We start from the raw sequence: 25720 nt of genomic DNA, 5'->3' as shown, positions 1-25720 counted from the left end.
ATGAACTAAGAAAAGAAATTAAGCAATATATGATCTATTACAATCACTATAGATACCAATGGAATTTAAATAAGATGACCCCTGTTCAATACAGAGATCATCTTATCAAGACAGCCTAGTCTTTTTTTAAAATGTCCTTTACAAAGGGTACACTTTAAATTTTGGATTGGCTTTTTTACATATATAATATATAGCTAATTATTTATCTTTTTTCCAATTATAATATGTCTTTTTATCTTTAATAGCTATCGTTTGTCCATTAATAGTAATTTCATTATCATCTTTCCACTCTACACTTACATCTTCCTCTGAAGGATATAACCAATATACGGTTTCATCATTGAATTCCTTATGATTATCCTTCATAGAAGTAATGGAAACTCTGTCTTGATATCCTTGAGTTGCTCCCCCCTCATTGATTTGGTATACATCTGCTTTATATCCTTCGGATGGAGAGAAAAAGGTTGCTTGATGCTCTCCTTTTCCATTAAGTTCATCTAGTTCCACTCTAATATAAGAGTCTAAGATGAGAAATAAAATGCCCAAACAAAGAACTATAGATAATATAACCCATAAGAAGATTTTACGGAATTTCATCTGCTAACTCCTTAATGATCAACTTTTACTACTTAACAATGAAAACATCTTTCGGTAAATTAAGCAATTAAATAGGAAAAACGTAATCCGTTATTGTAGTCTGTATAGCCCGTAGTAATAGCTGCTTGATCTGCTGGATCATCAAAATAAGAAGAAATAAATTTCCAATCAGATGTCTCAGACTTTATTTGGTACATTCCAGCTGCACTTTTAAGAACAGTATTAGCAAAGCCTATTGCTTTTCCCATATAACCATAGTGATGATTACCAATATACTCTCCTGTTTTATTAGTACCTTTAAATAGATATTTGGTCGTTTTTCCTAATGTCTGTTTTAAATCCCAAGCACCATTAGTTTTTACTAAGGTATAAAATGTTGCTAATCTATATGCATTAGCAAATACTACTCCATTTGATTTAACTAAATTATTGTAATTTGCCTTGATAGAATTCGCTTTATTTAAATTCGTTTGATATAACTTAGCAACAGTGTAACTATTGTTGTAATTAGTGGATGCAGCGCTTACTGCATAAGAAGGCTGTAAAGCTGGTTTTAATGAAAATTTAAAATCTTTAATTTGCTCAGCTTCTGTCATTATATCTTCAATTTCTTGCTCAGTTTGTTCTTCAATTTCCTTTACTTCTTCAGTGATTATTTTTGCTAATTCTATTTTTTCTTCTACCGTTAAAGCTTCTTCAGAAGGGTATTCTTCTTCTAAATCAACAGATATATCCTCAAGAAGTTGAAACATCTCTTCTTGTTCTTGATTTTCTAATCCAGGTATTTCACTTGCAGATGCTCTCGTAATCTCTGAAAATCCAGAAACTAATAGAGTTAAAATTAATATACTAGTAATTTTGAAGACTAAAACCTTTCTCATTCTACTCCCTCTTCATCATATGTAATATATTTGTATTAATGGATATAATATATATTAAATTACATAATGTGGATATGGGTCTAAAGTCTATTTTATTTGAAATAGTTATATTAACCATTAATTATTCAATATAAACTTCTTCAGAATTTAATTATAGTTACATTACTAATCTTAAGTATAAAAGAAAAAGCAAAAGACCAAATCAACTAAATGATTCGGTCTAGTAATTTCTGATGCTATTATTTAATAGGTTTCTCCACGTTAACGAACAAATAGAGAAGAGAAGTAATGTATATCAAATTTCAATAGTAACTTTAAAGCCTTGATCAATCTCAGTTTCTATGTTTATCTTACCTTTTAATAAGGCAACTCTTTCTCTGATACCGGATAAACATGCCGTTATTTCTGGAAAAAACCCCTTCTTTTTCTGATCCTTTTCCATCATCCTCATAATGTATAACCATTTTTTCTTTAATATTTACGAGAATTAATGTTATAAGAGAAGCATTAGAGTGTTTTTCTCCATTATTAAGCAATTCTTGAGTAATACGGTAAATATTCAATTGAATATCCAAGTCGTCAGGGTTACGTAGATTGTTAACATTTAAATGAACTTTCATATTTGTATTGTTTTCATGCTGGTAAACTAATTTTTCTATCCCTTTTTTTAATCCTAAGTCGTACAGAACATTTGGCCTTAATTCATAACATGTTTCTCGGGTAGTCGAAATAATTTTTGACATATCATCCATCATTTTATCAGCTTCATTTTTCATGACTGGATTTGTTATAAATTGATCATTTGCTCTTTCAAATCTTTTTTGAAATGATATCAAATCTTGGAGGACTGAATCATGTAAGTCTTTGGCAACTTCTGATCTTAGCTTTTCCTCCAATTTATATAATACTCGATTAAGCCAAATAGGATTGTCTTTTTCGTGTGAATCTTCTAAATCATCCAAATACTTCAGGAGATTTTCTATTTTTAAAAATGTTTCAAGTGTTACATTCGTATAATAAGCTAGCGTTTTAAGATATGATATTTCATCTCTATTTATCTTGGTGTATTGATCTTGGTCGTGCAAACTAAAATATAATGACACTTATCATTTTCTCCAACATTAATATGCACAGAGCTAATTTTTTCATTTAATTTATCTAACTCATTCATTAAAAATCAGTGATATCATTCAATAAAACAGCACTGATTTTTCTTATTTTATTACGTTTATCTAATCTAATATGTCCAGTCCCCTCTGGCAGCGTAGAGGTCATCGGTTCGATCCCGTTATGCTCCATCACCCTAAATAAAAAGCCCTTCATTAAATTGAAGTGGCTCTTTTAGTATATAAAACTATCACAAGTAACATTGGTTTATTACTAGCCCAAAACCGCTTAATACTATCTATCCTCATCATCCAAACACTCAAAACAATTAACCATCCCATCATTAACAACACCGTTTAAAAACCCATCAATACAATACACCGTTTTTTTACACTTTATGCATACACCTACTTTTTCAACCATAAGCTCCTCCTATATGTTAAAACGTATCATAGTGTACAATTGTCTCTTTTGGATGAATTTCTTTCTTATTCGGTTCTTCTTTTTGGTATCCTAATCCTAAAATGGCTACTACTTTTCGATCTTGAGGGATGTTCAATACGGTTCTGACAAATTGTTCTCTTTGTTCTGATTCGATCTCATCTGTTATATTAAAAATCGCACCAAAGGCACAGCCAACTCCTTCATTTACTGCTGCTAGCCATATAAAACTACTTGCAATTGAGGCATCCTGTAGCCAATATTTACTTACATTAGGGTTACCTGTAATAATAATTGCACTTTGAGCTTCTTGTAGCCATTTCACATAAGGTGTCGTGTTTGATAATTGATCTAATGTTTCACGTTTTTTCACAACAATAAATTCCCTAGAAGGTAAATTGTTTCCTGTTGGTGATAAGATTGCTTGATTTACTATTTCCTCCATTACTTCAGAGCTTATTTCACGATCTAAAAAGCTTGTTATCTCTCTACGCTTATTGACGACATCCTTAAAATCCAAAAATAATCCCTCCGTTTCTAATTAACTTGAAAGATATATTTGATATATATCTTTATTTCGACAGGAATAGTGTGAAAAATCAATCATTTCATCTTCCTTATAAAAAATAAACACCTTGTATGTCAGGTGTTTATTTTTCATGGCATCCTCCAACTAGTTTGGGAGGATGCCTTTTTGCATGCTATTTACTTACTCTAAAACAAATCCTTTAGAAACAGGCATCATACTCGTCTCTTCTAAACTTTCACCTTTCCAAACTAACACTTTTACCTTATGTCCCTCCACATTTTTAGGAAGCTTTAACCCTAATTTATAGGTTTCTTCCTTTCCTTTTGAGATTTGTTTCGACGTGGATTTCATATCTACCATTTTGTTTTCAGCATCATATAATGCCATAACAACCATAATTGACTCTTTGGCATCTGAATTATTTGTTACAGATGTCGTTACATCTAATTGTTTGTTAGCTTCTAGTTTATCTAAGCTAAATTTATTTTTTGTTTGATATCCAGTATTTTCGATAACTGTAACATGTGCTTTTACTTCGATTGTTGGTCCAACAACTTGACCATCTGCATTCGGTATACCAAAGTTTGGTGTGCCATCATCGTTCCAAATTAATTTCTTTACTCTAGTGTGGCGGTTAGGATCATATAAAGGATCACCGTCGATTTCTTTATACGAACGAGAATGGTAAACAAGGATATCTGTTACACCATCTTCTGCTACAGTAAATGTGCTATGTCCTGGACCATATTGACCAGTTTCATCATTGCTTTCCATAAAAGGTTTTGGTGATTTATACCATGATTTTGGATCCATTAAATCACTTGTCTCAGAGGCTGTTAGTAATCCAATAGCATAGTTAGAGTCTGTAGCACTTGCACTAAATGAAACAAATATTTTTCCATTTCTTTTGATCACATCTGGTCCTTCATTTACCCAGAATCCGCGTCTTTCCCATTCGTAATCAGGAGTTGCAAGAAGCATTGGTTTTCCTTTGATTGTCCATGCATTTTCCATTTCTGCCATGTATAGATTTGATATGCCTTCTTCTTTTTGTGCCCAAATGAAATATCTTTTTCCGTTATGCTCAAAGATTGTTGCATCTAAAGAGAAGTCAGTAAATGAGAAGGTATCATCTTCTGCTTTTTGAACCATGCCCTTTTCAACCCAAGTACCTGTTAACGGATTTTCATCACCTGATTCAAGAACATAAGGTCTAATTTTCCAAATATCATCAGAATGGCCAGCCGCAAAGTGGATATACCATTTTCCATCAACAAAGTGAATTTCTGGAGCCCAGATGTGAGCAGCCATTTCCCCTGTTTCGTGTGCTTCCCATATTGTTACTTCTTCTGCATTTGCTAGACCTTGAATTGTTTTCGCTCTTCTCATTACAATTCGATTGTATTCTGGTACTGATGCTGTGAAATAGTAGTAGCCATCAGTATGCTTATAAATATTTGGATCAGCTCTTTGCTCAATAAGAGGGTTTGTGTAATTATATTTTGCAGCAGCTCCCTCTACTGTAAAGCTACCTGTTTTTGCGTATTGATTTTTATTTACTTCATTCCAATCAACAGCTAACTGATCTGTCATACCATTACTATAATGTGCTGTTACCGTATCTGGTAAATTTGGTTCAACATTTTGAGCAGTTGTTACATGCACATCGTCAACACTTACTAGATCTGCTACATGTATATTTGCGACTGCTTTAATATCTGTTCCATAAACTGTGCCGTTTACTGTAAATGAATTTGATTTTGACAGCTTATCTAAAGAGTAATCTTCCCATTCCACACTCATCTCTCCTTGAGAGTCATCATAATAGGTTACAACGACTTTTTCAGGCAGCTTTGGTGGGAAATTTTTTGGTGTCATCACATTTAGCTCTTCTACAGAAACAATGTTATCAGCAAGAACTGTTACACTATAGTCCTTTGTGTCACTATAACCATTTCGGCTAAGTGTAGCTGTTAATGTAATTGTTGCATTTTCTTCTTTTAGTGAAGGTCTGTTAACATTTCCGTCATTTGAAATAACATCCTGATTATTTGATGTCCACGAAACTGTGACACCATTACCTGCTGCACTTGGTAATTTCATGTTACTTACAATAGCTGATGTATCTCCTAAGCTAAGAGTTTCTTTCGCTTTATTAACAGCATCTTCGTCTGAAAATGATTCTGCTATCACTTGACTGATTTCTTCTTCATTTAACCCTTCATTGTATATTCTAAAATCACTAATTTTCCCGTCAAGATAAGGATCTGCAGCATAATTTGATCTTCCAATAAAATTACGAGTTGTAAGACCTGGAGCTCGATCATCTGTTAACTTGCTTACTGGTAATCCATTACTATAAATCGTATATTGATCACCAACTTTTGAAATAGCAAGATGTGTCCATTCTCCAACCTTAGGTGCGCCTGATGTTGCCGTTGTAATGGACCCTCTCATATCTAAGCGAAGATTAGGTGTTAGGAAAACAGTTGACTGATTTGCTCCATTTCCAAAATCGAAAATTCTTGCCCAATCCCCTGTTTTTGAGTCCAAGTACACCCATGTTGATAAAGTAAAATCATCAACATTGTTTACAATTCCTGATGGAAGAGTAACATGCTGCTTATTATTGTGATCTAAGTTAATTGATTGCTTAGATTCAACTGTTTGTAAGGTCCCACCATTTACAGATGTACCATGCATCCCAGAACCTGATAAATCTGGAACAAGATTTCCTTGTAATCGATCAAATTTGTACCATGCTACTAAATCTCCAGAAACATTTGTTGTCACATAAACAAAAGCCTCTACCTTTTCATTCATTCCTTCTACTGTTCCATTAACGGTAAAGCTCGTTCCTGCTGTACGGTATTGATCTTCATTTATTGGATCCCACGTCACATTTACCTCATCACTTGAATTGTCAGCATAAAATACTTTAATAGAAGCTGGGAGCTTCGGTAAAGTTCCTTCAGTTGTTGACACAGATATTGCTTCAACTGAAGTAATTTCTTTATCCGTAGTAACGGTTATATTTGCTTTTGCTTTAATTGTTGAACCTTCAATTGATCCTTCTACAACAAAAGAACCTGCTGATGCATATTGGTCTGAAGAAATCTCATCCCATACTACTGGGCGCTTTTCAGTAGTGTTATTAGAATAAGTTACATCCACTTCTGCTGGTAGCTTTGGTTCAGTACCAACAACAGTTGTTATATTCACTTCTTCCACTTCTTTAATATCAAATGAAAAATCAGCTAATTCTCTGATGTCATTAAGACTAAGTGCTTTGTTATAAATTCTGAAATCAGAAACTTTGCCATGTAATCCTTTATTTTCAACTTGCTCATGTGCCATCGCATGATATCCAATATAATTGGTTGCTGAAACGATATCACCTGAATCAATTCCAATCGGCTCTGATCCTTGAAGTACACCATTAATATAATGATGCATCGTTTGCTCTGAAATAACAGTTGCTACATGAACCCATTCATTTACTGAAATACCTGCTGTTTCAATTGATGGAAATGGCGAAGGTCCAAATAATTCTAGCATTCCATTTTCACCAGCAGATTTTAATGCATAATTAATCGCATAATCCGCATTTGCAGTAAAATCACCAATGCTATACAATGTTGCCCAATCTTTTGCCGACTCCACATTTACCCATGTACTGATTGTTACATTTTTTGTTTCGTCGAGTATTCCTGAAGGCATTGTCACAAAGTCCTGGTCACCATCTAGTTGAACTGCTCCACCCTTTTCAGCAGTTACAAGTGTAGCATTATTATTTAGTACACCATCATGATTATGACCTGATTGATCTTTCACTGTTTTAGAATCTGGTGATTGTTCAAAGTTGTACCAAAGAATAAGATTATCTTCCAAGTCATTTGTTGCTGCAGAAATGGTTGGTACCACACTTGCTGGAAACATACTAAACAAAATGGCTAAAACAGATAAAACTGAAACCATCTTTCTCATACTAAATCCTCCCTCACTTTCTACTTCTCAATTCTATTATTCTTGTATTTTTCTCTTTCTCATAAAAATCGTAACTACTCCACCTACTATTAAAAGAGCACCAGTAACTAGATAGTTAAACATGCTAGTAGCAGTACTAGGGAGACCTTTTCCATCTTTGTTCTTTGAATCATCATTTTTATCAGTTGCTGACTCAGCTTTATCACCTGGATTTTCTTTATCCTTATTAGGAGAATCACCCTTACCAGGACCATCTTTATCTCCTGAATCTGGAGCATCTATTGTATAGGTAAAGCTAGATTTATACACTTTTTCCAAATCAGCAGCACCGATACTCACTTGAAATACTCCATTTACCTCATCTTTTAGTATAAAATCAAAAGCAAAGCTGCCATGATCATTCGTAGTTGTTTGATCTAGATAAGCGAAATTCCCGTTTGGATCTTCTACTTTCACGGTAATGTCTCTTCCAGACTGATTTTTCAGAATTCCTTCAATACTGATTTCTTTTGATTTTGAATGGCTAGATATTACGACATCTTTAATCTCAATCGGATTTTCTTCATGCCTTTTGACCTCAACAGTTGTTTTTGCAGAGTAGTTACCATCCTCTGTTACAGCAATAATCTCTGTTGATCCAGCAGTTTTTCCCTTTAGAGTGATTGACGTTTGACCCGTTTTAGCGTCATACGTAGATTCAGAGATTGTCGCAACATCTGAATTACTAGAATAAAAGGAAACTTTTTTATTAAGAGCTGTGTTCGGTGTTACTTTTGCATGTAGAGTTGTTGATGTTCCTTCTTCTAATGTTAGTGAGGTCTTATCTAATACTACTTCTGTAACATCTGCTTCCGCTAATTCAAATGTAGCACGACCATTTTGTTCAGCAGAATCTACTGCATTAACACCAAATGTAAAATTATCTCGTTGATATAAATATAATTCTTCATCATTGAGAGTGTGGAAAGATGCCCAGTTACTATCTGCTAATCCTGGAACCTTCTTAAACGTTGCCGCTTCTTTAAAGCTATCTGTTCCATCATGTTTTTTCAGTTCTATATCTGAACCATTTCTTACTAAATAAAAGCCCGGTTTATTCTCTGCTTGAAAGGAAATAAAATCCTCTCCATTATTTGCTAGTCCATCAACAGTATGCCATCTAGAATCTAAGCTGTTAGTGTCAATAGGATCAACTCTAAGGTCTCCATTTAGATGACGAACATATCTGCTTTGATCATGATATGACTTTAAAGAAAAGCTAGCATCACTTATTCCAGATGCCGTAGGAGTGATTTTTTGAATTGTGCCATCAAGATTGTAGTTCAATTTCTCTATAGCTACTGATCTTCTGTAATTACCACCAGTAGGAAGAGCTGCTGTATGGTAAATGAAATACCATTCATCTTCGAACTCTAAAACAGCTTGATGACTTGTTCCACTGCTATCAAGCGTATCCATAAGCTTTCCTTTATACTCCCATGGACCTGTTGGGCTATCACTCATTGCATAAACTAACTCTTCTGGATAATTCATTGCATATGTTAAATAATACTTTCCATCATATTTATGGAGAAAAGGTGCTTCAGTAAACGTACCAGGCATATTTTTGATATCTACCTTGTGGATTTCACCATCAAGCTCAATCATATTTTCTTTTAATTTTGCATAATAAAGATGAGTATTACCCCAATATAAATAGGCTTGACCATCATCATCGATATACACTGTTGGATCAATATCATCCCAAGAATCTGATCCCATATTTTCTGGGTTTTCCGTATCCGTACTAATAACAAGTGGACCACCTATCGCATCTTTAAATCCACCTGCTGGGTTATCAGATACAGCCACTCCGAGTGCAAAACCTGGTGCATTTTGGTCACTATTATCAACTGTTACATACCAATAAAATTTACCGTCTCTTTCAATTGCTTGTGAAGCCCAAGCAGAATCACCTGTTGCCCACTCAAATTCTGTACGTGGCATGTATCCTTCTAGCTTCCAATTGACAAGATCACTAGAAGAATAGATACTCCATTTTTTCAACACAAAGAAATCTCCATTAGTAGCCGCTTCATCATGACCTGTATACAGATAAGCTTTCCCATCATGTACAATTGCTGCTGGATCAGCACTAAAATTATCCTTAATAACGGGATTGTCCGCTTTAGAAATTGGAACGAACGATCCGATCATTAATAACACCATGAGAAGCATTATGATTGTTTTTTTCATGGTTTTCCTCCCACATTTAATATCTTAACTCTTATTTTTTGGAATGAAAGATTCTTGGCTATATAACAGGGGGTGATTCTACTGAATCAGCCCCCTTACTAATTTACAAATCTAGCTTTCTTCTTGCTCTTATGGCAGTAAGACCACCAATTACTAATAACACTAGTCCGATAACTAAATAGTTATATAGTGATGTTGCTGTTGCTGGTAATATATTTCCTGCTTGTTTTTGGTCTTCCTTATTTGGTGATTCTTCTCCATCTGTACGTGGTTCTTCACCGTCTATCGGTGATTCCTCTCCATCTGTTGGCAGTTCTTCACCGTCTGTTGGTGGCTCCTGTCCATCTGTTGGCGGTTCTTCACCATTTGTCGGTGGTTCCTCTCCATCTGTCGGTGGTTCTTCCCCATCTATTGGTGGCTCTTCACCGTCTGTCGGTGGCTCCTCTCCATCTGTTGGTGGCTCTTCCCCATCAGTCGGTGGTTCCTCTCCATCTGTTGGTGGCTCTTCCCCATCAGTCGGTGGTTCCTCTCCATCTGTTGGCGGTTCTTCCCCATCAGTCGGTGGTTCCTCTCCATCTGTTGGCGGTTCTTCTCCATCTCCTGGCTCAATCACTTCAACACCAACACCTGGAATATTAATTTTCAATCTCTCAAATTCCTTTTTAGTTAGTGAAAGAACATCACCATGTCTAGGTCGATCTGGCAAATTAATATCCTCTGAAAGCTTCCAATCTGCTGAAGCGATATCATTTGTTTCAAAAAGTGTATAGCCTCTCCCATTTCCATATTCGTCAATTAACAGATAGAACTTATCTTCATCAGTGTTTGATTGGAAAATTTCCGCTCCTTCACCATGATCAAGAACATCCATACCAATTCCTTCTTTTGTTAATTCAAAATCTCCAAAGAAAGAATCACCAACTTCCTGGAAAACATGTTCTCTAATTTCTTCTCCTCCTAACTCTTTTTCTGTATAGTACGTTCCTTTCGTAATACGATAAACTTTGTCTTTATAATCAATAGCAACCGTGTCTAAAATATCGTGACCTAAATCTAATAATGTTTCTGGTTCAGTAAATGTGTAAAAGTCTCGTGTTTTTGCGTACATGATTCGGTTGTGACTTGCTCCATTTCCATAGCGATCAGCTACACTATCATAAACAAATGAAGACCAGTAAACGATATACTCTCCTGTAGAATCGTCATAATAAACCTCTGGTGCCCATGTATTTCCTGTTTCTGGTGAAGTAATTTCAACCATTCTTTGTTCAGACCAATTAACTAGATCTGTAGATTCCCAAATCATGAGAGAATTACTACCTTCTCTCACTGTTCTCCCCCAATTTCCATTTGTTCCATAAACTTTTAAATCTGTTGCAAGTAAATAGAACTTGTCTCCTTCAGGTGATCTGATAATCGAAGGATCTCTTAAACCTTTCTCACCTAAATTACTAGTTAGAACAGGATCACCATTATTTATTTCATTCCATTCTGTTACATCATTACCATCACTCAATGCAAAGCGAACCTGCTCTCCATCTGCATATGCTTCTCCATTAAAATAAGTCATTAAATAGGCTGCATATTCTTCATCCTTCTCTGGCATTTCTTTAACAGAAAGGGTAAAGTCCTTTACAACTGATTTTCCATTAAGACTAAGTGTTGCTTTTAGATCCACTGTTACATCACCTTTACCATGCTCAGGTCTATTCACTTCTCCTGTTGTTGTGACAATAGTAGAATCACTTGTTTCCCATGAAATGGTTGAGCCATTTTCACCTTTAGTAGGTAAAGGTAGGTTTCCTCGAACATCGCTTGCATGGTGGAGTTCTAGAGCATCAGCATCCTCTTGTAATGCCACTGATTCTTCAAGACCTTTTAACACTTTTAAAGTAAACTCTTTTGTTTGAGTTGTTTTTCCATCCGTTACAGTTGCTGTTAACACAACCGTTTGATCTCCTTCACTATACAAAGGTCTTTGTACTTTTCCCTCATTGCTTATGATGTCTTGATTATTTGATTGCCAAGTAATCGTTGTTTTATAAGCCCCTTTTTCAGGTAATTGTAAATCTGTCATAATTTCATTTTCATTTACGTTGTACTTTAGGAAAGAACTTGCATCAAGCTGATTTGCCGCATAGTTTACAAAATACCCATCTAAGCCGCCTATCTCATCAATTTTCTTTTCCGCTTCAGTGTATAAAACGCTTACATCCTGTGCAGTTAAAGCTCCTCCAAAGATTTCAAAATCTGCAACCATTCCACCAAAATATGGATCAGGTGCATAAAATGACTTTGCAATATAACCACTAATTCCGTCTGTATTTTTAATATCTTCTAATGTAAAACCATTTGTTGAGCCTGTTGCAACAAGCTGTCCATCTACATAGGTTTCTAATTTTTCCTCTGCACCATTTATAACAGTTGTTACTAATTTCCATTCTGTTGCAGATAATTTAGGAGATGCTGCAAATGTTTCATTTCTCCAAGCGTCTGTTGCGATTCCAAGGCGATCTGTCGCTCCACCAATATAAGATGGTGTATAGTACACATAATGTGTATCATCTTGACCTAAACCATATAACCATTGAGCACCACCAGAGCCTTCCCAATTCACTAAAGAAGATACAGTGACACTTTCTAACCCATCTAAAACACCATTAGGAATTTCAATATATGATGCTGTGTCTCCACCTTCAAAATTAACGACTTTTGTTCCTTCATTTGTAATTAAATCAACACCTTCAGGATTCACCAGAGTGCCGTCGAATTGACCCGCACTATCAACAACAGTTGTTCCGTTGATGTTACTCATATCATAGTCAAGAATTTTTTCAGCATTTGATGCTGCATTTACCTTTGATATAGTGGTCGTTCCTGGTAATACAGCACATACCATAACTAAGCTTGTGATCAATGGTAGAAATTTGTTTTTTCTTGGTTTTTTCATCGTTTTCTCCTCTATATTTATTTGATTAGTTTATTTTCAGTAATCCAAAATTCTGACCTTCAAAGCTATCACTAGCTTTGAAGGCCAGTTCTTCTTTAATGCTTCATTTTTCTTTTTTTAACAGCAAGTAGGGATCCACCTACAATTAGTAAGAACATACCTAGTATCACATAGTTATATAGATTAGTAGCCGTACTTGGTAACTCATTATCTTGAGTATTTTTTTCCTTGTTTCCTATTTGTTTACCTTCACTCGGTGTCTTACCTTCATTACCTGGTGGGTTCTCTCCATCACCTGGAGGCTCTTCTCCATTTCCTGGCGGTTCCTCTCCATCTCCTGGAGGCTCTTCTCCATTTCCTGGTGGTTCCTCTCCATCACTCGGTGGATCTTCTCCATCTCCTGGCGGTTCCTCTCCATCTCCTGGAGGCTCTTCTCCATCTCCCGGTGGTTTCTCTTCAACAGCAACCTCAATGACATCCATATAACCACCATCAATGGTTGTTACACTTATAAATACTGTGCCTGGTTGCTTCGCTGTAAGGGTGCCATTCTCGTCAACAGCAACGATGTTTTCATCATTACTAGACCAGACAACATCCTTATTTGTAGCATCCTCCGGAGTAATTGTTGCTACTAGTTTTGTTTCATCACCAACAACTAGTTTCATCGTTTCCTGTTGGATCGTTACACCTGTTACTTTTTTATCGCTACTCGGTTCTTCTATCTCTACTGGCACATTTTCTAATAACGCATCATACTCTTCCTGAGTAACAGGTAAAACTGTGCCATGTCGAGGTCTTGAAGGTAAATCATAATCTTCTGGAACCGTCCATTCTCCTGAAGCTAAATCAGTTGTTTCAAACGGAACGTAACCTCTTCCACCAAACTCATCAATAAATAAATACCATTTTTCTTCAGTATTTGATTTAAATATAGCTGGTCCTTCTCCACGACTTATTGCTCCTTTTCCAATTCCTTCTTTAATCGATTGAAAGTTAGGATCTAGAACAGAATTCCCTACCTCTTGGAAAATGAATTTGCCATTAGGTGTTGAGGACGATGTTCCTCTTTCATCTTTTGTAAAACGATAGATTTTCCCTTCATGCTCGATCATTGTTGTATCAATAATTGAATAACCGTAATCCATATACACTTTAGGTTCACTGAAAGTATGAAAATCTCTGGTTGTTGTGTACATCATTCTTTGGTAGCTATTACCACTATTTCGATCGCTTTCATTTTCATATAGCTTTGATGCCCAGAAAATTACATACTCACCAATTGAATCATCATAAAAAATTTCTGGAGCCCACGTATTACCCGCTTCTGGAGGAGCAACTTCAGCCATTCTTTGCTTAGACCAATTAACTAAGTCTGTTGATTCCCATACCATGATTGATCTACTTCCAGTTGTCTGGGCTGCACCCCAATCTCCATTCCCATGAATCTTTAAGTCAGTCGCGATTAGATAAAATTTATCTCCTTCAGGGGAACGAATAATAAACGGATCTCGTAGTCCCTTTTCTCCTAATTCTGAAGTGAACACTGGATCTCCATTATTCAGTTCCTGCCAATGAAGCGGATCATTACCTTCACTTAGTCCAAAATAAATTTGTTCACCATTTTCATAACCTTCACCTGTAAAATAACTGAACACATATCCTTTATAATCTTTTTGTTCAGGTAGCTCTTTTACATTCGCCATAAATGACTTCGTAATTTTTTGGTTATTTAGAGAAATTGTTGCAGTTAACTTAACAAGCTTATCTCCATCACCATGGACCGGTCGGTTAACTTCACCAGTTTCTGTGATGATCTTAGGATCCTGTGAATTCCATGAGATCGTTGTGTTATCTAATCCTTTTGTTGGTAAAGTTAAATTCCCTCGAACATCTTGGATATTGTAAACCTTTAATGCTTCTGCTGCTTCGATAACTGTTTCAAGATCTATCGGTTTTCTGATAACAGTTACTGTAAATTCCTTTGTTAGTGAATTTGTTCCATCTGATAAAGTGGCAACAAGAACAACATCTTTACTTCCATCATCATAAGCAGGTCTATTCACTTTTCCATTGTTTGTAATGATATTCTCACTTTTTGATTGCCATGTGATGGTTGTTCCGTTTTCACCTTTATTCGGGAACGATAAATCTGTTTTTATTTCTTTTTCACTTTCATTTTTACCAAGGAAATGTGAGTAATTTAACTTAGCTGCTGCGTCTTCCAATAAATACGACTCCATTTCTTTTATTTCTTCCTCAGCCGCATCTGTAAGATTACTTATATCAGCTTCTGATAATGCCCCATTATAAATTTCAAAGTCGGCTATCATTCCACCGAAATAAGGATCATTGTTATACATTGACTTACCTATATAACCACTTTTTCCAGCTGTATTTTTTATATCTTCTAATGAAATTCCATTATTTTGACCAGAGGCAATTAATTCACCATCAATATACACTTTCAGAGAATCTTCTTGACCGTTAAAGACTGTTGTAACTAATTTCCATTCATTTGCCGGTAAAGTTGATGCTTTTGCAGATACTTCATTTCTCCATCCATCTGTTGCTATTCCGAAACGCATGCTGCTATCAGCATTATATTTAGGCGTAAAATATAAATATTTGCTATTGTTCTGCCCAAGTGAATAAAGCCATTCAGCTGATGCATTTCCGTTCCAATTAATTAAAGAGGAAACGGTTACACTTTCAAGGGTTTCTAATACACCCTCTGGTAGCTCGATATACGAATCTGTTGTACCACCCTTAAACTTAACAACTCCCTCATCACCAATTGAGATTAATTCAGCTTCTTCAGGATTAACGAATGTACCATTATATTTTCCAGTACGATCCTTCACTGTGACACCTTCAATATCTTTCATATCATAATCAAGGATTAACTCTGGAGTTGATGGCTCTTCATCTGGTGGTTCAGTAACGTCATCTTGTGCTAGCTCTGAGATTTCCTCACCAGAAAGTGCATGATTAAAAATTTTAAATTCATCAAATTTACCATTAAACAAAGGATGACCAGCTTTACTAGACTTTCCTAAATAGTTCATTGATGTTTCTAAAAGCATTCTAGGCTCTACATTAAAAGTAGAGTTTCTTGCCACCTCTTTACCATCAACATAAATGACGGCATCAAAGTCCTCAATTGTAACAGCCACATGATGCCATTCTGTTGTCGATAATTTTGGTGCTGTGATGGCATATTTATAATTGTCTGCTAATGTAGCTGAAGCACTACTGAATTTTTCAGTGAAAGGTGTTACTGTAGCAAACTCTAAATTCCCTGAATCACCTTGTGTACTTAAATACATCGTGTTTCTGTTTGCTGTTCTTCCTGTATCAGAGGAAAAATCAAAGATTCGCTGATTTGCTTGATTACCCTTCACTTTCACCCAGCTAGACATTGTCATTCCTTTTAAGTTCAAATTCTTAATAATGTTTTCTGGTAATTCAACATATCCTGTTGTTCCATCAAGATTTATCGAACCTGAAGATTGCCCTACTGTATCTTCTGAATCTACTTCTGCACCGCCTACTAATTGAGCGTCATGACCATTTCCTGAATCATCCTTTACAGTTGCACCATCTATTGAATCAAATGAATAATGAACAACTGGCTCTTTAGAAGGCTCTTGATTTTCCATTCCATACTTCTCTTGTAGCGCATTGTATTCATCCCTTGTGATTGGAATAACTGTGCCATGTCTTGGTCCTGGTGGTAGTGCATACTCTGACTCTTCTAACACATTATTCACTAATTGCTCTCCATCATCTAAATCGTTTGTCCAACGTACATGATAAGGCCACGAATCTAAAAACAAATACCATTTGTCTTCATGAATGTCTTTGAATACAGTTTGACCTTCATTGTTACCTCCATGACCAATTAATCCACGATTGCCATTTTTCGTTCCAGCAATCGGATCAAACTGATAACCATTTTCCTTAATTCCATCTTTATCATAAAAAATATCAGTTGCTTTTTCGTAATAAACTTTATAGCCAACTTCAGATTTCGTAAAACGATATAATGAACCTTCGTTTTCAATAAAGCTTGTATCAATAGTAGGGAACCCCTCGTCTATAAACACCTTTGGCTCTGAAAATGAATGGAAATCTCTTGTTGTTGCATAGTACATCACATTATACTGACCAGCAGGTCTTCCGTTAGGAAAATTCCCATATGTTTCTTCGTTTTTCATTGATGATGCCCAAAATACAACATATTCGCCTGCTTTTTCATCATAATAAGCCTCAGGTGCCCACGTGTTTCCTCCTGTTTTTGGAGCAACCTCTACCATTCGTTGTTCGCTCCAATTGACAAGATCCTCAGATTCCCAGATCATAATTGCATGACTTCCAGTTATTTGAGCTTGGTCAAAATTTGTACTTTCTCCCATCTTCAAATCTGTTGCAATCATGTAGAATTTATCACCCTCTGGTGATCTCATAATAAATGGATCTCTTAAACCTTTTTCACCCATTGTTGATTGAATAACCGATTGTCCATTATTTAAAGCTCTCCACTTTAAAGGGTCCTCCGCTGTTGCAAAGGAGATTTCCTCTCCACCTTCATACTCACCTGTGAAGTATGAAAAGAAATAAGCATCATATTCTTTTTTTCCTGGATTCTTTTTAACTGTAACCTCAAAGTTCTTTTTTATTTCTGATGTACCATTCGTAACAGTCGCTGTTAATGTAACGACCGTATCATTATTCTGTCGTGTTACCCATCCAAGTTGTTTTTGGTTTACCGAAGCTTGTTCAGATCCTTTAATGATTGTAGGATGAGAGGATTCCCAAGTAATTGTGGAACCATTTTCTCCTGTTATTGGTAAACTCAAATTTCCTTTTACATTATTTTGATTAACAATCCTTAACTCTTGAGCATCTAACTCAGCTCGTTGTTGATTGGAAAAATCACTAATCACTGTTACACTAAATGTCTTTTCTACCGTTAGTCCTTTATATGAAAGTGTTGCTGTAAGCTCAACCATAGCATCAGGATTCTCAGCAGATGGTCTTGTAACTACCCCTTCATTTGTAATTACTTCTGCTTTATTTGATTTCCAAGTTAGGCCAACGTCATGTTTTCCTTTTTTAGGAAGATTAATATTATGCTTTATTTGATCTTTATCACGATCTCCATTTGTTAAATAATTTGTTACATCCAAAGAATTCTTCGCATCTTCAATAACAAGCTGATCAATTTCGTTGATTTTACTAGCAGTTTCAGTAGCTAACACTTTCACTTCTTCATCTGTAAAAGCTTTACTGTGTACTTGGAAATCTCCAATCATCCCTTTATAATAGGGATCATTTTGGAATATTGATTTACCAATAAATCCAGAAAAGCTTGCAGTTGAATCAATAATGTCAGCTAATTTTTTCCCTTTAGCCGATCCTGATGCTACCTTCACACCGTTTACAAATAGTGATAATGTATCTGTAGAGCCTGAAAAGACAACGGTTACAACTTCCCATGAATTTGCCTTTAATCCCTCTGTTGCGCGGATAAGTGCTTCATTTCGCCAGCCAGCCTGAGAAATTCCAGTTGCAGCAACATTGCTATTGTTTATCCCATGTCTAGGCGTAGCAAAAAAATAGCTGTTTCCGTTTTCAATATCACTTGACACTTTCCCTAAACCAAAGATCCAACGGTTTTGTCCATCATTACTCCAGTTAACAAGAGAGGATATTGTGACATCCTCCACTCCTGTTAATAGATCTGCTCCATCATTAGATTTTGGAATTTCAATATAGCCACTTTTCGAATTGGCATTTCCTCCATTAAAAGAGATATAACCTGCTTTCGAATTGTTGACTATTTGACCATTTTCAGGATTTTTGAAAGTTCCATCCAATCCTTTACCTGAAAGGTCTTTTACTTTAATTACGCCATTTGAATCCTTAGCAATTGTTTTCATATCATAATGTAAAATCAAATTTTTTCCTTCTTCTGCAGAAGCAACTGGTTGAAACGATCCTAAAAGGGTGCTAAATAACATGACAGTTAGTACGAAAACAGAAATATATTTCTTTTTACTCGTTCTCATCATTCACTCTCCAATAGGAATTTGATTTTCATTTCTCAATTTAACCTACCTAATGCGAAGATACTGCGGACTTATTCGTTTTGCTTCTAATGACGATCACTCGCTGCAGTACAATAAACAATAGAAGTAATACACCAATGGCGATCTTAGTCCACCATGAACTTAATGTTCCTTCAAACACAATAACCGTCTGAATAATACCTAAAATGAGGACACCTACAACACTTCCAGCTACATAACCAGCACCACCAGTAAGCAATGTTCCTCCAATAACAACAGCAGCAATCGTATCTAATTCAAGTCCATTTGCATGCAACCCATAACCAGATAGCATATAAAAGGTAAAGATTAACCCAGCAAGAGAAGCACAAAACCCACTCACTGTATAAATCATGATTTTTGTTCGTCCAACAGGTAATCCCATTAATAGTGCAGATTGTTCATTTCCACCTATAGCATAGATATTACGTCCATATTTTGAGAAATGAGCAATATAGATCGCTGCTAACACGACGATTAAAGCAATGATTACACTGATCGAGATAAAATTCCCTCCCCCGATCGGTATTCTTGTACTCGCCATGAAACTAAAAAACTCACTATCTATCGAAATTGTTTCTACACTTATTAAGTAGCTTAAGCCTCTTGCTAGAAACATCCCCGCTAGTGTGACAATAAATGGCTGTAGATTAAAGAAATGAATAAGACATCCCATACCAAACCCAAGTATTGTCCCAACTAGTAAACTAATAGGAACAACTAGCCATGGTGATAACTGAGCATTCATTGTTAAACTAGCAGCTACCATACTAGTTAATGCAATAACTGAGCCTACAGAAAGGTCGATTCCACCAGATAAAATGACAAATGTCATTCCCACTGCAACAACAATTAAAAATGCATTATCAATGAAAAGATTTAAAAATACTTGAGTTGAAAAGAATCCTGTATACCTTAAAGATCCAAATATATACATCAAAATAAACAGCGAAATTGTCGCAATTAAGGGTAACTGTTTTGAATCTAAATGTAGCTTGTTCATCATAAAGCAACCCCCTCATTTTTCTTCGCTGTTTTTCTTGCTGGAAAATAATTTGTTAATTTCTTTCTAAACTCTGGTGATTGTAATAAGCAAACAATTAATACAACAATCGCTTTTACAACAAGATTGATCTCAGGTGCAATACCAATTGAATAAATTGTTGTTGTTAAGCTTTGAATAATAAGAGCGCCAATGACGGTTCCCATTAAATAAAATCTTCCGCCATTTAACGAAGTACCACCGATTACTACAGCTAAAATGGCATCAAGCTCATACCAAAGACCAGCATTATTTCCATCAGCACTTGCAACATTTGAACTTAAAATTAATCCTGCAATACCAGCACAAAGACCAGAAAACATATAAACCATTAAAAGAATGTTTTTAGAGTTTATACCAGATAAACGACTTGCTTCTGGATTAGCACCAACAGATTCAATAAATAAACCAATCGCTGTTTTTCTCGTTAAAAAAGAAGCGATGGCTAGAACTGCCGCTACAATAAAAATGGAAAAAGGAATCATGAAAAGATAGCCTCCACCGATAAACGTGTAAGGATCATAATAAACAGTCATGATTTGTCCGTCTGTAATAAGCTGTGCGACACCTCTACCAGCAACCATTAATATAAGAGTTGCCACAATTGGTTGTACTCCTATATGTGAAACGAGAACACCATTCCAGACACCTGTTAATAAAGAAATTCCAATCACAAAAGCAATTGCCATAAATAAAGGCACTAAGCTGTCTCCACTTGCTCCACTTACTGTCATCGCTCCAACTGCACCAGCCATGGCAATGACTGAACCAACACCAAGATCAATTCCTTTTGTAGCAATAACTAATGTCATGCCGATAGAAATGAGAATAAGAGGTGCACCTCTATTTAAAATATCTATTAAACTACCTGCTAAATGTCCGTTTCTCACTTCAATAGAAAAGAAGCTTTTATCAAAAAACAGATTGATTAAAAGGATTAATACCAATACAATGATTGGCCAAAATAATTTAGATTTCATCATGTCATACCATTCCTCCAGCCATTGCTTTCATTATGTCTTTTTGGGTAACATGTTGATTATTTTCAATTTCCGAAACCTTTTTGTGATCTCTTAAAACGGCAATTTTTCTACACGTTCTAATGACTTCTTCTAATTCTGAAGAAACAAATAAAATAGACATTCCATCTTCACTTAAAGAAAGCATAAGTTTTTGGATTTCAGCTTTTGCCCCAATATCAATTCCTCTTGTTGGTTCATCAAGAATTAGAAGTTTAGGATTCGTGATTAACCATCTTGCTAACATGACCTTTTGTTGATTTCCTCCACTTAAATTTTTGATTAATTGCTCTGGATTTGGTGGATTAATATTTAGCAGCTTCACATATTCATCAGCAATTTCAATTTGCTTTTTCTTTGGAATATAGTTAAACCAGCCTTGTATCCCTTGAATGGCGAGGATCATATTTTCTCGAATCGTTAAGTCTGGTATAATACCCTCGGTTTTTCTATTTTCAGAGCAAAAAGCAATTCCATTTGAAATGGCTTGTTTAGGAGAATTCAACTTTGTCTTTTTACCTTGTATAAAAATCTCACCTGTGTCAGCTTTATCTGCACCAAATAATAATCTTGCTAATTCTGTTCTTCCTGAACCAAGAAGACCTGCAAGACCTACAATTTCACCCTCGTGTATCGTAATGTCAAAGGCATCTATATTCCCTTGTTTTGATACATTTTTCCCTTGTAAAAAAAGATTGCTATCCTTTTCTTTCACCTCACCAATACTTTTCGCTTTTTGACCAAGCTCTGTTAATTCCTTGCCTATCATCTTTGTGACTAGATCAAATCTCGTAATCTCTTTTGTCATATATTCACCAATCCACTGACCATTTCGTAAAACAGTTAAGCGATCCGTGATCTCATAGATTTGATCAAGAAAGTGACTGACAAAAACAATCGCCAAGCCTTCACTTTTTAGCTTTCGAATCACATTAAATAGATGATTGACTTCATTTTTATCAAGACTTGAGGTTGGTTCATCTAAAATTAATACTTTTGCTGAGACATTAAGTGCTCGTGCTATTGCAATCATTTGCTGTATAGCTACTGAATAGGAAGATAACAATTTTGTCACATCAATATCTAAGTTAAGCCTCGTTTTTAATAGATCTTTTGCTTGTCGGTTCATTTCTTTCCAATTGATTCGACCTCTTTTCATGATTTCGCGGCCGATAAATATGTTTTCTACGACAGATAAGTTTGTACAGAGATTAACCTCTTGATAAACTGTACTGATACCTAAATCCTGAGCATCTAAGGGATTTGATACTTTAATGTTTTTACCTTCAAGAGTTACCGTACCTTCTTCAATTGTATATACACCTGTTAGCACTTTGATTAATGTTGACTTACCAGCGCCATTTTCCCCCATCAAGGCATGAACTTCGCCCGGATATAAATTCAAATGTACATTTGACAAAGCTTTTACTCCTGGAAACTCCTTTGTTATCCCGTCCATAACTAGCATCGGAGTTTGCTTCTGCTGCATAAAATTTCCTCCTAACAGAGATCTTCTGATTATATAAAGCCACATAAGAATTAGCTTTAAGTCTCTTTAAAGATGACTTTGCTATGACTTAGTGGCTCTATTTCAGTATTATTTCATGTCGTTGTTCTGGTAAACTCAGTGGCATCTTTCCTTATAAATAAACCAATCTGAAATCAAACACTGTTTTAAGAGGTTATCGTATCTCTCAATTAGCACAATCTTTCAGAGCCTTTTAATATTCACGTGTTGGAAGTAGCTCCTCAGCTTGATCCATTGTGTACATGCTTTCTTCAACAGCTACACGTTTTTCAATTGTTTCGCCTGCAAGATGTGCCTCAATTAAATCAACCATTTGCGGTCCAAATAATGGATTACATTCTACAGTTACATTCATTTTTCCAGCAGCCATAGCCTCGAAAGCACCTTTTACTGCATCTACTCCGATAATCTTAATATCTTCACCTGGCTTTAGACCATATTCTTCAATTGCCTGAATTGCACCAATTGCCATGTCATCGTTATGAGCATAAAGAACATCGATGTTCTCTCCATCTGATTTTAAGAATGCTTCCATAACTTCTTTTCCTTTTGCACGTGTAAAGTCGCCTGTTTGAGATTTAGTGATTTTCAGATTAGGATGATCTGCGATTACTTCTTCAAATCCTTCTTTACGATCTATCGCTGGTGCCGAACCTACAGTTCCTTGTAATTCAACGATATTTACGTCACCATCAACATCAGCTGTTTCTTCCACTAACCAGTTAGCAGCTTTTCTACCTTCTTCAACAAAGTCAGATCCTAAGAATGTCACCCATAAAGAGTCATCCTCGATGTCAACAGCTCGATCTGATAGGAATACTGGGATTCCTGCATCTTTAGCTTCTTGTAAAACGGTTTCAAACCCAGTTTCAACAACTGGTGAAAAGACAATTGCATCTACTTTTTGAGCAATAAATGAGCGTATTGCTTTTATTTGATTTTCTTGTTTTTGTTGCGCATCAGAGAACTTTAATTCATGTCCTGCCGCTTTTATGGCATCCTGCATTGATTTTGTATTAGCTGTTCTCCATTCACTTTCAGCACCTACTTGTGAAAAACCAATAACCAGTTTGTCACTAGATGATGAATCTCCTGAACTAGTATCTGAGTTGTCTGTATTTCCTCCAGTACCAGATGAACTACATGCAGCTAGCAAAAGCATCACTGACATGATTAAAAAAAGAACCGCTTTTCCTTTGAACAATTTCCCCATAAGTAATTCCTCCCCTTTTCTTCCAATTCTTTGGTTTAATTCGCATTTTTACCAGAATTGGTATATCCTAATTATAAAGCGCTTCCACAAGTGATTGAAATGGATAAACTTTTGAACAAAATACAAATAATTTAGCAATAAAAATGTTCAATTTATTTTATTGCATTATTTTTATGTAAAATTATAATATTTTTACTATTCAATATTTTCTAATCATTTTCTGATAATATTAATTTACTTTCATATATAAATATGTAGAAAGGATAATATAATCCTAGAGATATATTAATTTGCTGTAACAAGATCAAGATAGTTAAAATTTTTTAGATAAAATATAAATATATTTAGGGGGAGATATAGTGAAATCGAAAATTAAATTGTCTGATCTCTCATTACGGACAAGACTCATTCTTGTTTTTTTGGTTATTCTTCTCTGGCTTGCAGCAATTAATTGTGTTCAAATCTACTTATTTGTTGGGTATGTACGGCAATATAACGCGATGATGGAAACTATTACATTAACAAATTCTATTAATGGAGAATTAAAGCAACAATTGGATAATGAAATTAGAGATATAGCTTACGGTAGAGTTCCTTTTGGAGAAGGAAGCCAATACGAGCTTCTTGGTAATATGAAGCAAAACTTAAATACAATTGAGAATGATGATAAAAAGGGGAGATTTACAGAAGAAATTAGCAATGTTAGAGAAACTTTAATGTCTGCAAATGACTATATTGATAAGCTTGGAGAACAAATTCAGCGTAATGTTCCAGCAGACGAAAGAAACACTACTTATGAATACATAACAATCATAACAGACTTAATTGATGAGCAAGTACAAACCCTCCTTCAATCAACACTTAAAGCAAGTGAACAATCTCAACTTACGATTGTCACTAGTTTAAAAAGAGATATTACGATTTATATTTTTTCATTTATCACTGTTATTATCTTATCATTTTTATTCGCGTGGTTTATTTCTGGAAGCTTCGTCAAACCAATTAGAACGTTAGGTAAAAAAACAAATGAAATTGCAGAAGGCAATTTAACGGTGGGTGCAATTGCGATTCCATCAAAAAATGAGATTGGCGACTTATGCCGATCGTATAACCGTATGTTCTATAATTTAAAAGATATCATTATGAATGTCAGAAAAACGAATGATCTCGTTGTTTTAACTTCAAAAGATATTCACCAAAGTATATTAGAAAACAGATTAGCTGGCGAAGAGGTTGCAGAAGCAACTCAAACGATCTCAATTAATCTTCACAGACAGGATGAACTTATTAATAAATCAGCCACTACTTTTGATCTTGTTTTTCTCAAGTTTAACGATATCTTATCAAAATCAAATAATATGAATCTGTATTCTAATGAAACCCAACTAACACTAGAAAAGATCAAACAACACATGAATATTTTCCAACAAAAATTTAACCAATTAAATATAAAAGCACAGCACTTAAGTACTGAAATAAACAAAATTCAGAACCATACAAAGCAAATGGATGAAAGATCCCGGCTGATCACACTCATTGCTCGTGAAGCCAATGTAATATCTCATCAACAATATCTTAATGAAGAAGAACAATCAGATCATAAAAGGCAAAAAACAATCGGCAGAATAGTCGATCTCTCTAATGAATTATGTAAAGTATCTCAACTATCAGAGAAAGAGATGCATCACATTCATCAAAGTCTTTCCTCCATCAAAAATCAGATCCAACATCATTTAGAGGACATAAATAACAGCATAAATATAACGGAACAAATCAAAGATGCTTTTAATAAAGTCCAGAAAGTTAGTAAAAACGAGCAAGTTGAATTCCAGAATATCACATCAAATATGCAAGATGCCTTTGAACAAATGGAATCTGTTCGCTCCACTATTTCTGAAATTGAATATAGCTCGAAGGTGAGTAAAACTGAGGTGATTGGAATTGCTGCAATGGGAGAAGAGCAACTAACAACACTTGAAGAAGTTTCAGACGCATCATTTAAGCTTGTGGAACGAATTCAGGAAATGAAAGATAATATCAGACAATTTACTATCTAATTTACTATCTATCTAATCATT

Annotated in this window: 15 protein-coding genes; 2 read left to right on the top strand and 13 right to left on the bottom strand. The window is 35.2% G+C overall.

Going from position 1 to position 25720, the window contains the following annotated elements; all coding sequences use genetic code 11:
- A partial coding sequence (locus tag LC076_RS13310; RefSeq protein WP_226669596.1) for an IS3 family transposase occupies positions 1-119 on the top strand: 119 nt, incomplete at its 5' end.
- 79 nt (positions 120-198) lie between these two features.
- On the opposite strand, the gene LC076_RS13305 is transcribed toward LC076_RS13310, so the two are convergent.
- From LC076_RS13305 to LC076_RS13250, 13 genes are all read right to left on the bottom strand, one after another.
- Entirely contained in the window at positions 199-597 is a 399-nt protein-coding gene (locus tag LC076_RS13305) for a DUF5412 family protein (RefSeq protein ID WP_226669582.1), read from the bottom strand.
- Between the two features lie 59 nt (positions 598-656).
- Entirely contained in the window at positions 657-1478 is an 822-nt protein-coding gene (locus LC076_RS13300) for a polymorphic toxin type 44 domain-containing protein (protein WP_226669581.1), read from the bottom strand.
- A gap of 350 nt (positions 1479-1828) precedes the next feature.
- Positions 1829-2581: a sensor histidine kinase gene (locus tag LC076_RS13295; RefSeq protein WP_226669580.1), complete on the bottom strand. Its 753-nt coding sequence runs from the start codon at positions 2579-2581 to the stop codon at positions 1829-1831.
- 298 nt (positions 2582-2879) lie between these two features.
- Complete coding sequence (locus tag LC076_RS24165) at positions 2880-3008, bottom strand: hypothetical protein (RefSeq protein WP_264191537.1); 129 nt, start codon at positions 3006-3008, stop codon at positions 2880-2882.
- Positions 3009-3024: 16 nt separating this feature from the next.
- Positions 3025-3546: a nitroreductase family protein gene (locus LC076_RS13290; RefSeq protein ID WP_226669579.1), complete on the bottom strand. Its 522-nt coding sequence runs from the start codon at positions 3544-3546 to the stop codon at positions 3025-3027.
- A gap of 189 nt (positions 3547-3735) precedes the next feature.
- Positions 3736-7542, bottom strand: coding sequence for a family 43 glycosylhydrolase (locus LC076_RS13285; RefSeq protein ID WP_226669578.1), 3807 nt, complete (start codon positions 7540-7542; stop codon positions 3736-3738).
- Positions 7543-7578: 36 nt separating this feature from the next.
- Positions 7579-9777, bottom strand: a complete 2199-nt coding sequence (locus tag LC076_RS13280; RefSeq protein ID WP_226669577.1) for a family 43 glycosylhydrolase — start codon at positions 9775-9777, stop codon at positions 7579-7581.
- Between the two features lie 103 nt (positions 9778-9880).
- Entirely contained in the window at positions 9881-12727 is a 2847-nt protein-coding gene (locus LC076_RS13275) for an immunoglobulin-like domain-containing protein (protein WP_226669576.1), read from the bottom strand.
- Between the two features lie 95 nt (positions 12728-12822).
- Entirely contained in the window at positions 12823-18801 is a 5979-nt protein-coding gene (locus LC076_RS13270) for an immunoglobulin-like domain-containing protein (RefSeq protein WP_226669575.1), read from the bottom strand.
- A gap of 49 nt (positions 18802-18850) precedes the next feature.
- The gene (gene yjfF / locus LC076_RS13265; RefSeq protein WP_226669574.1) at positions 18851-19846 is read right to left on the bottom strand and encodes a galactofuranose ABC transporter, permease protein YjfF; all 996 of its coding nucleotides are present in this window, start codon (positions 19844-19846) and stop codon (positions 18851-18853) included.
- A complete protein-coding gene (locus LC076_RS13260) occupies positions 19843-20865 on the bottom strand; it encodes an ABC transporter permease (RefSeq protein ID WP_226669573.1) in 1023 nt (340 codons plus the stop codon). The genes yjfF and LC076_RS13260 overlap by 4 nt, the downstream gene beginning before the upstream one ends.
- A 1-nt stretch (position 20866) precedes the next feature.
- A complete protein-coding gene (locus LC076_RS13255) occupies positions 20867-22390 on the bottom strand; it encodes a sugar ABC transporter ATP-binding protein (RefSeq protein WP_226669572.1) in 1524 nt (507 codons plus the stop codon).
- 232 nt (positions 22391-22622) lie between these two features.
- Positions 22623-23642, bottom strand: coding sequence for an ABC transporter substrate-binding protein (locus LC076_RS13250; protein WP_226669571.1), 1020 nt, complete (start codon positions 23640-23642; stop codon positions 22623-22625).
- 359 nt (positions 23643-24001) lie between these two features.
- On the opposite strand from LC076_RS13250, the gene LC076_RS13245 reads away from it, so the two are divergent.
- The gene (locus LC076_RS13245) at positions 24002-25699 is read left to right on the top strand and encodes a methyl-accepting chemotaxis protein (RefSeq protein ID WP_226669570.1); all 1698 of its coding nucleotides are present in this window, start codon (positions 24002-24004) and stop codon (positions 25697-25699) included.
- Positions 25700-25720 lie beyond the last annotated feature (21 nt).

This window comes from Metabacillus litoralis (assembly GCF_020524045.1).
GTDB classification, from domain to species: Bacteria; Bacillota; Bacilli; order Bacillales; family Bacillaceae; genus Metabacillus; species Metabacillus litoralis_C.
This window is presented reverse-complemented; position numbering and strand designations above follow the sequence as displayed.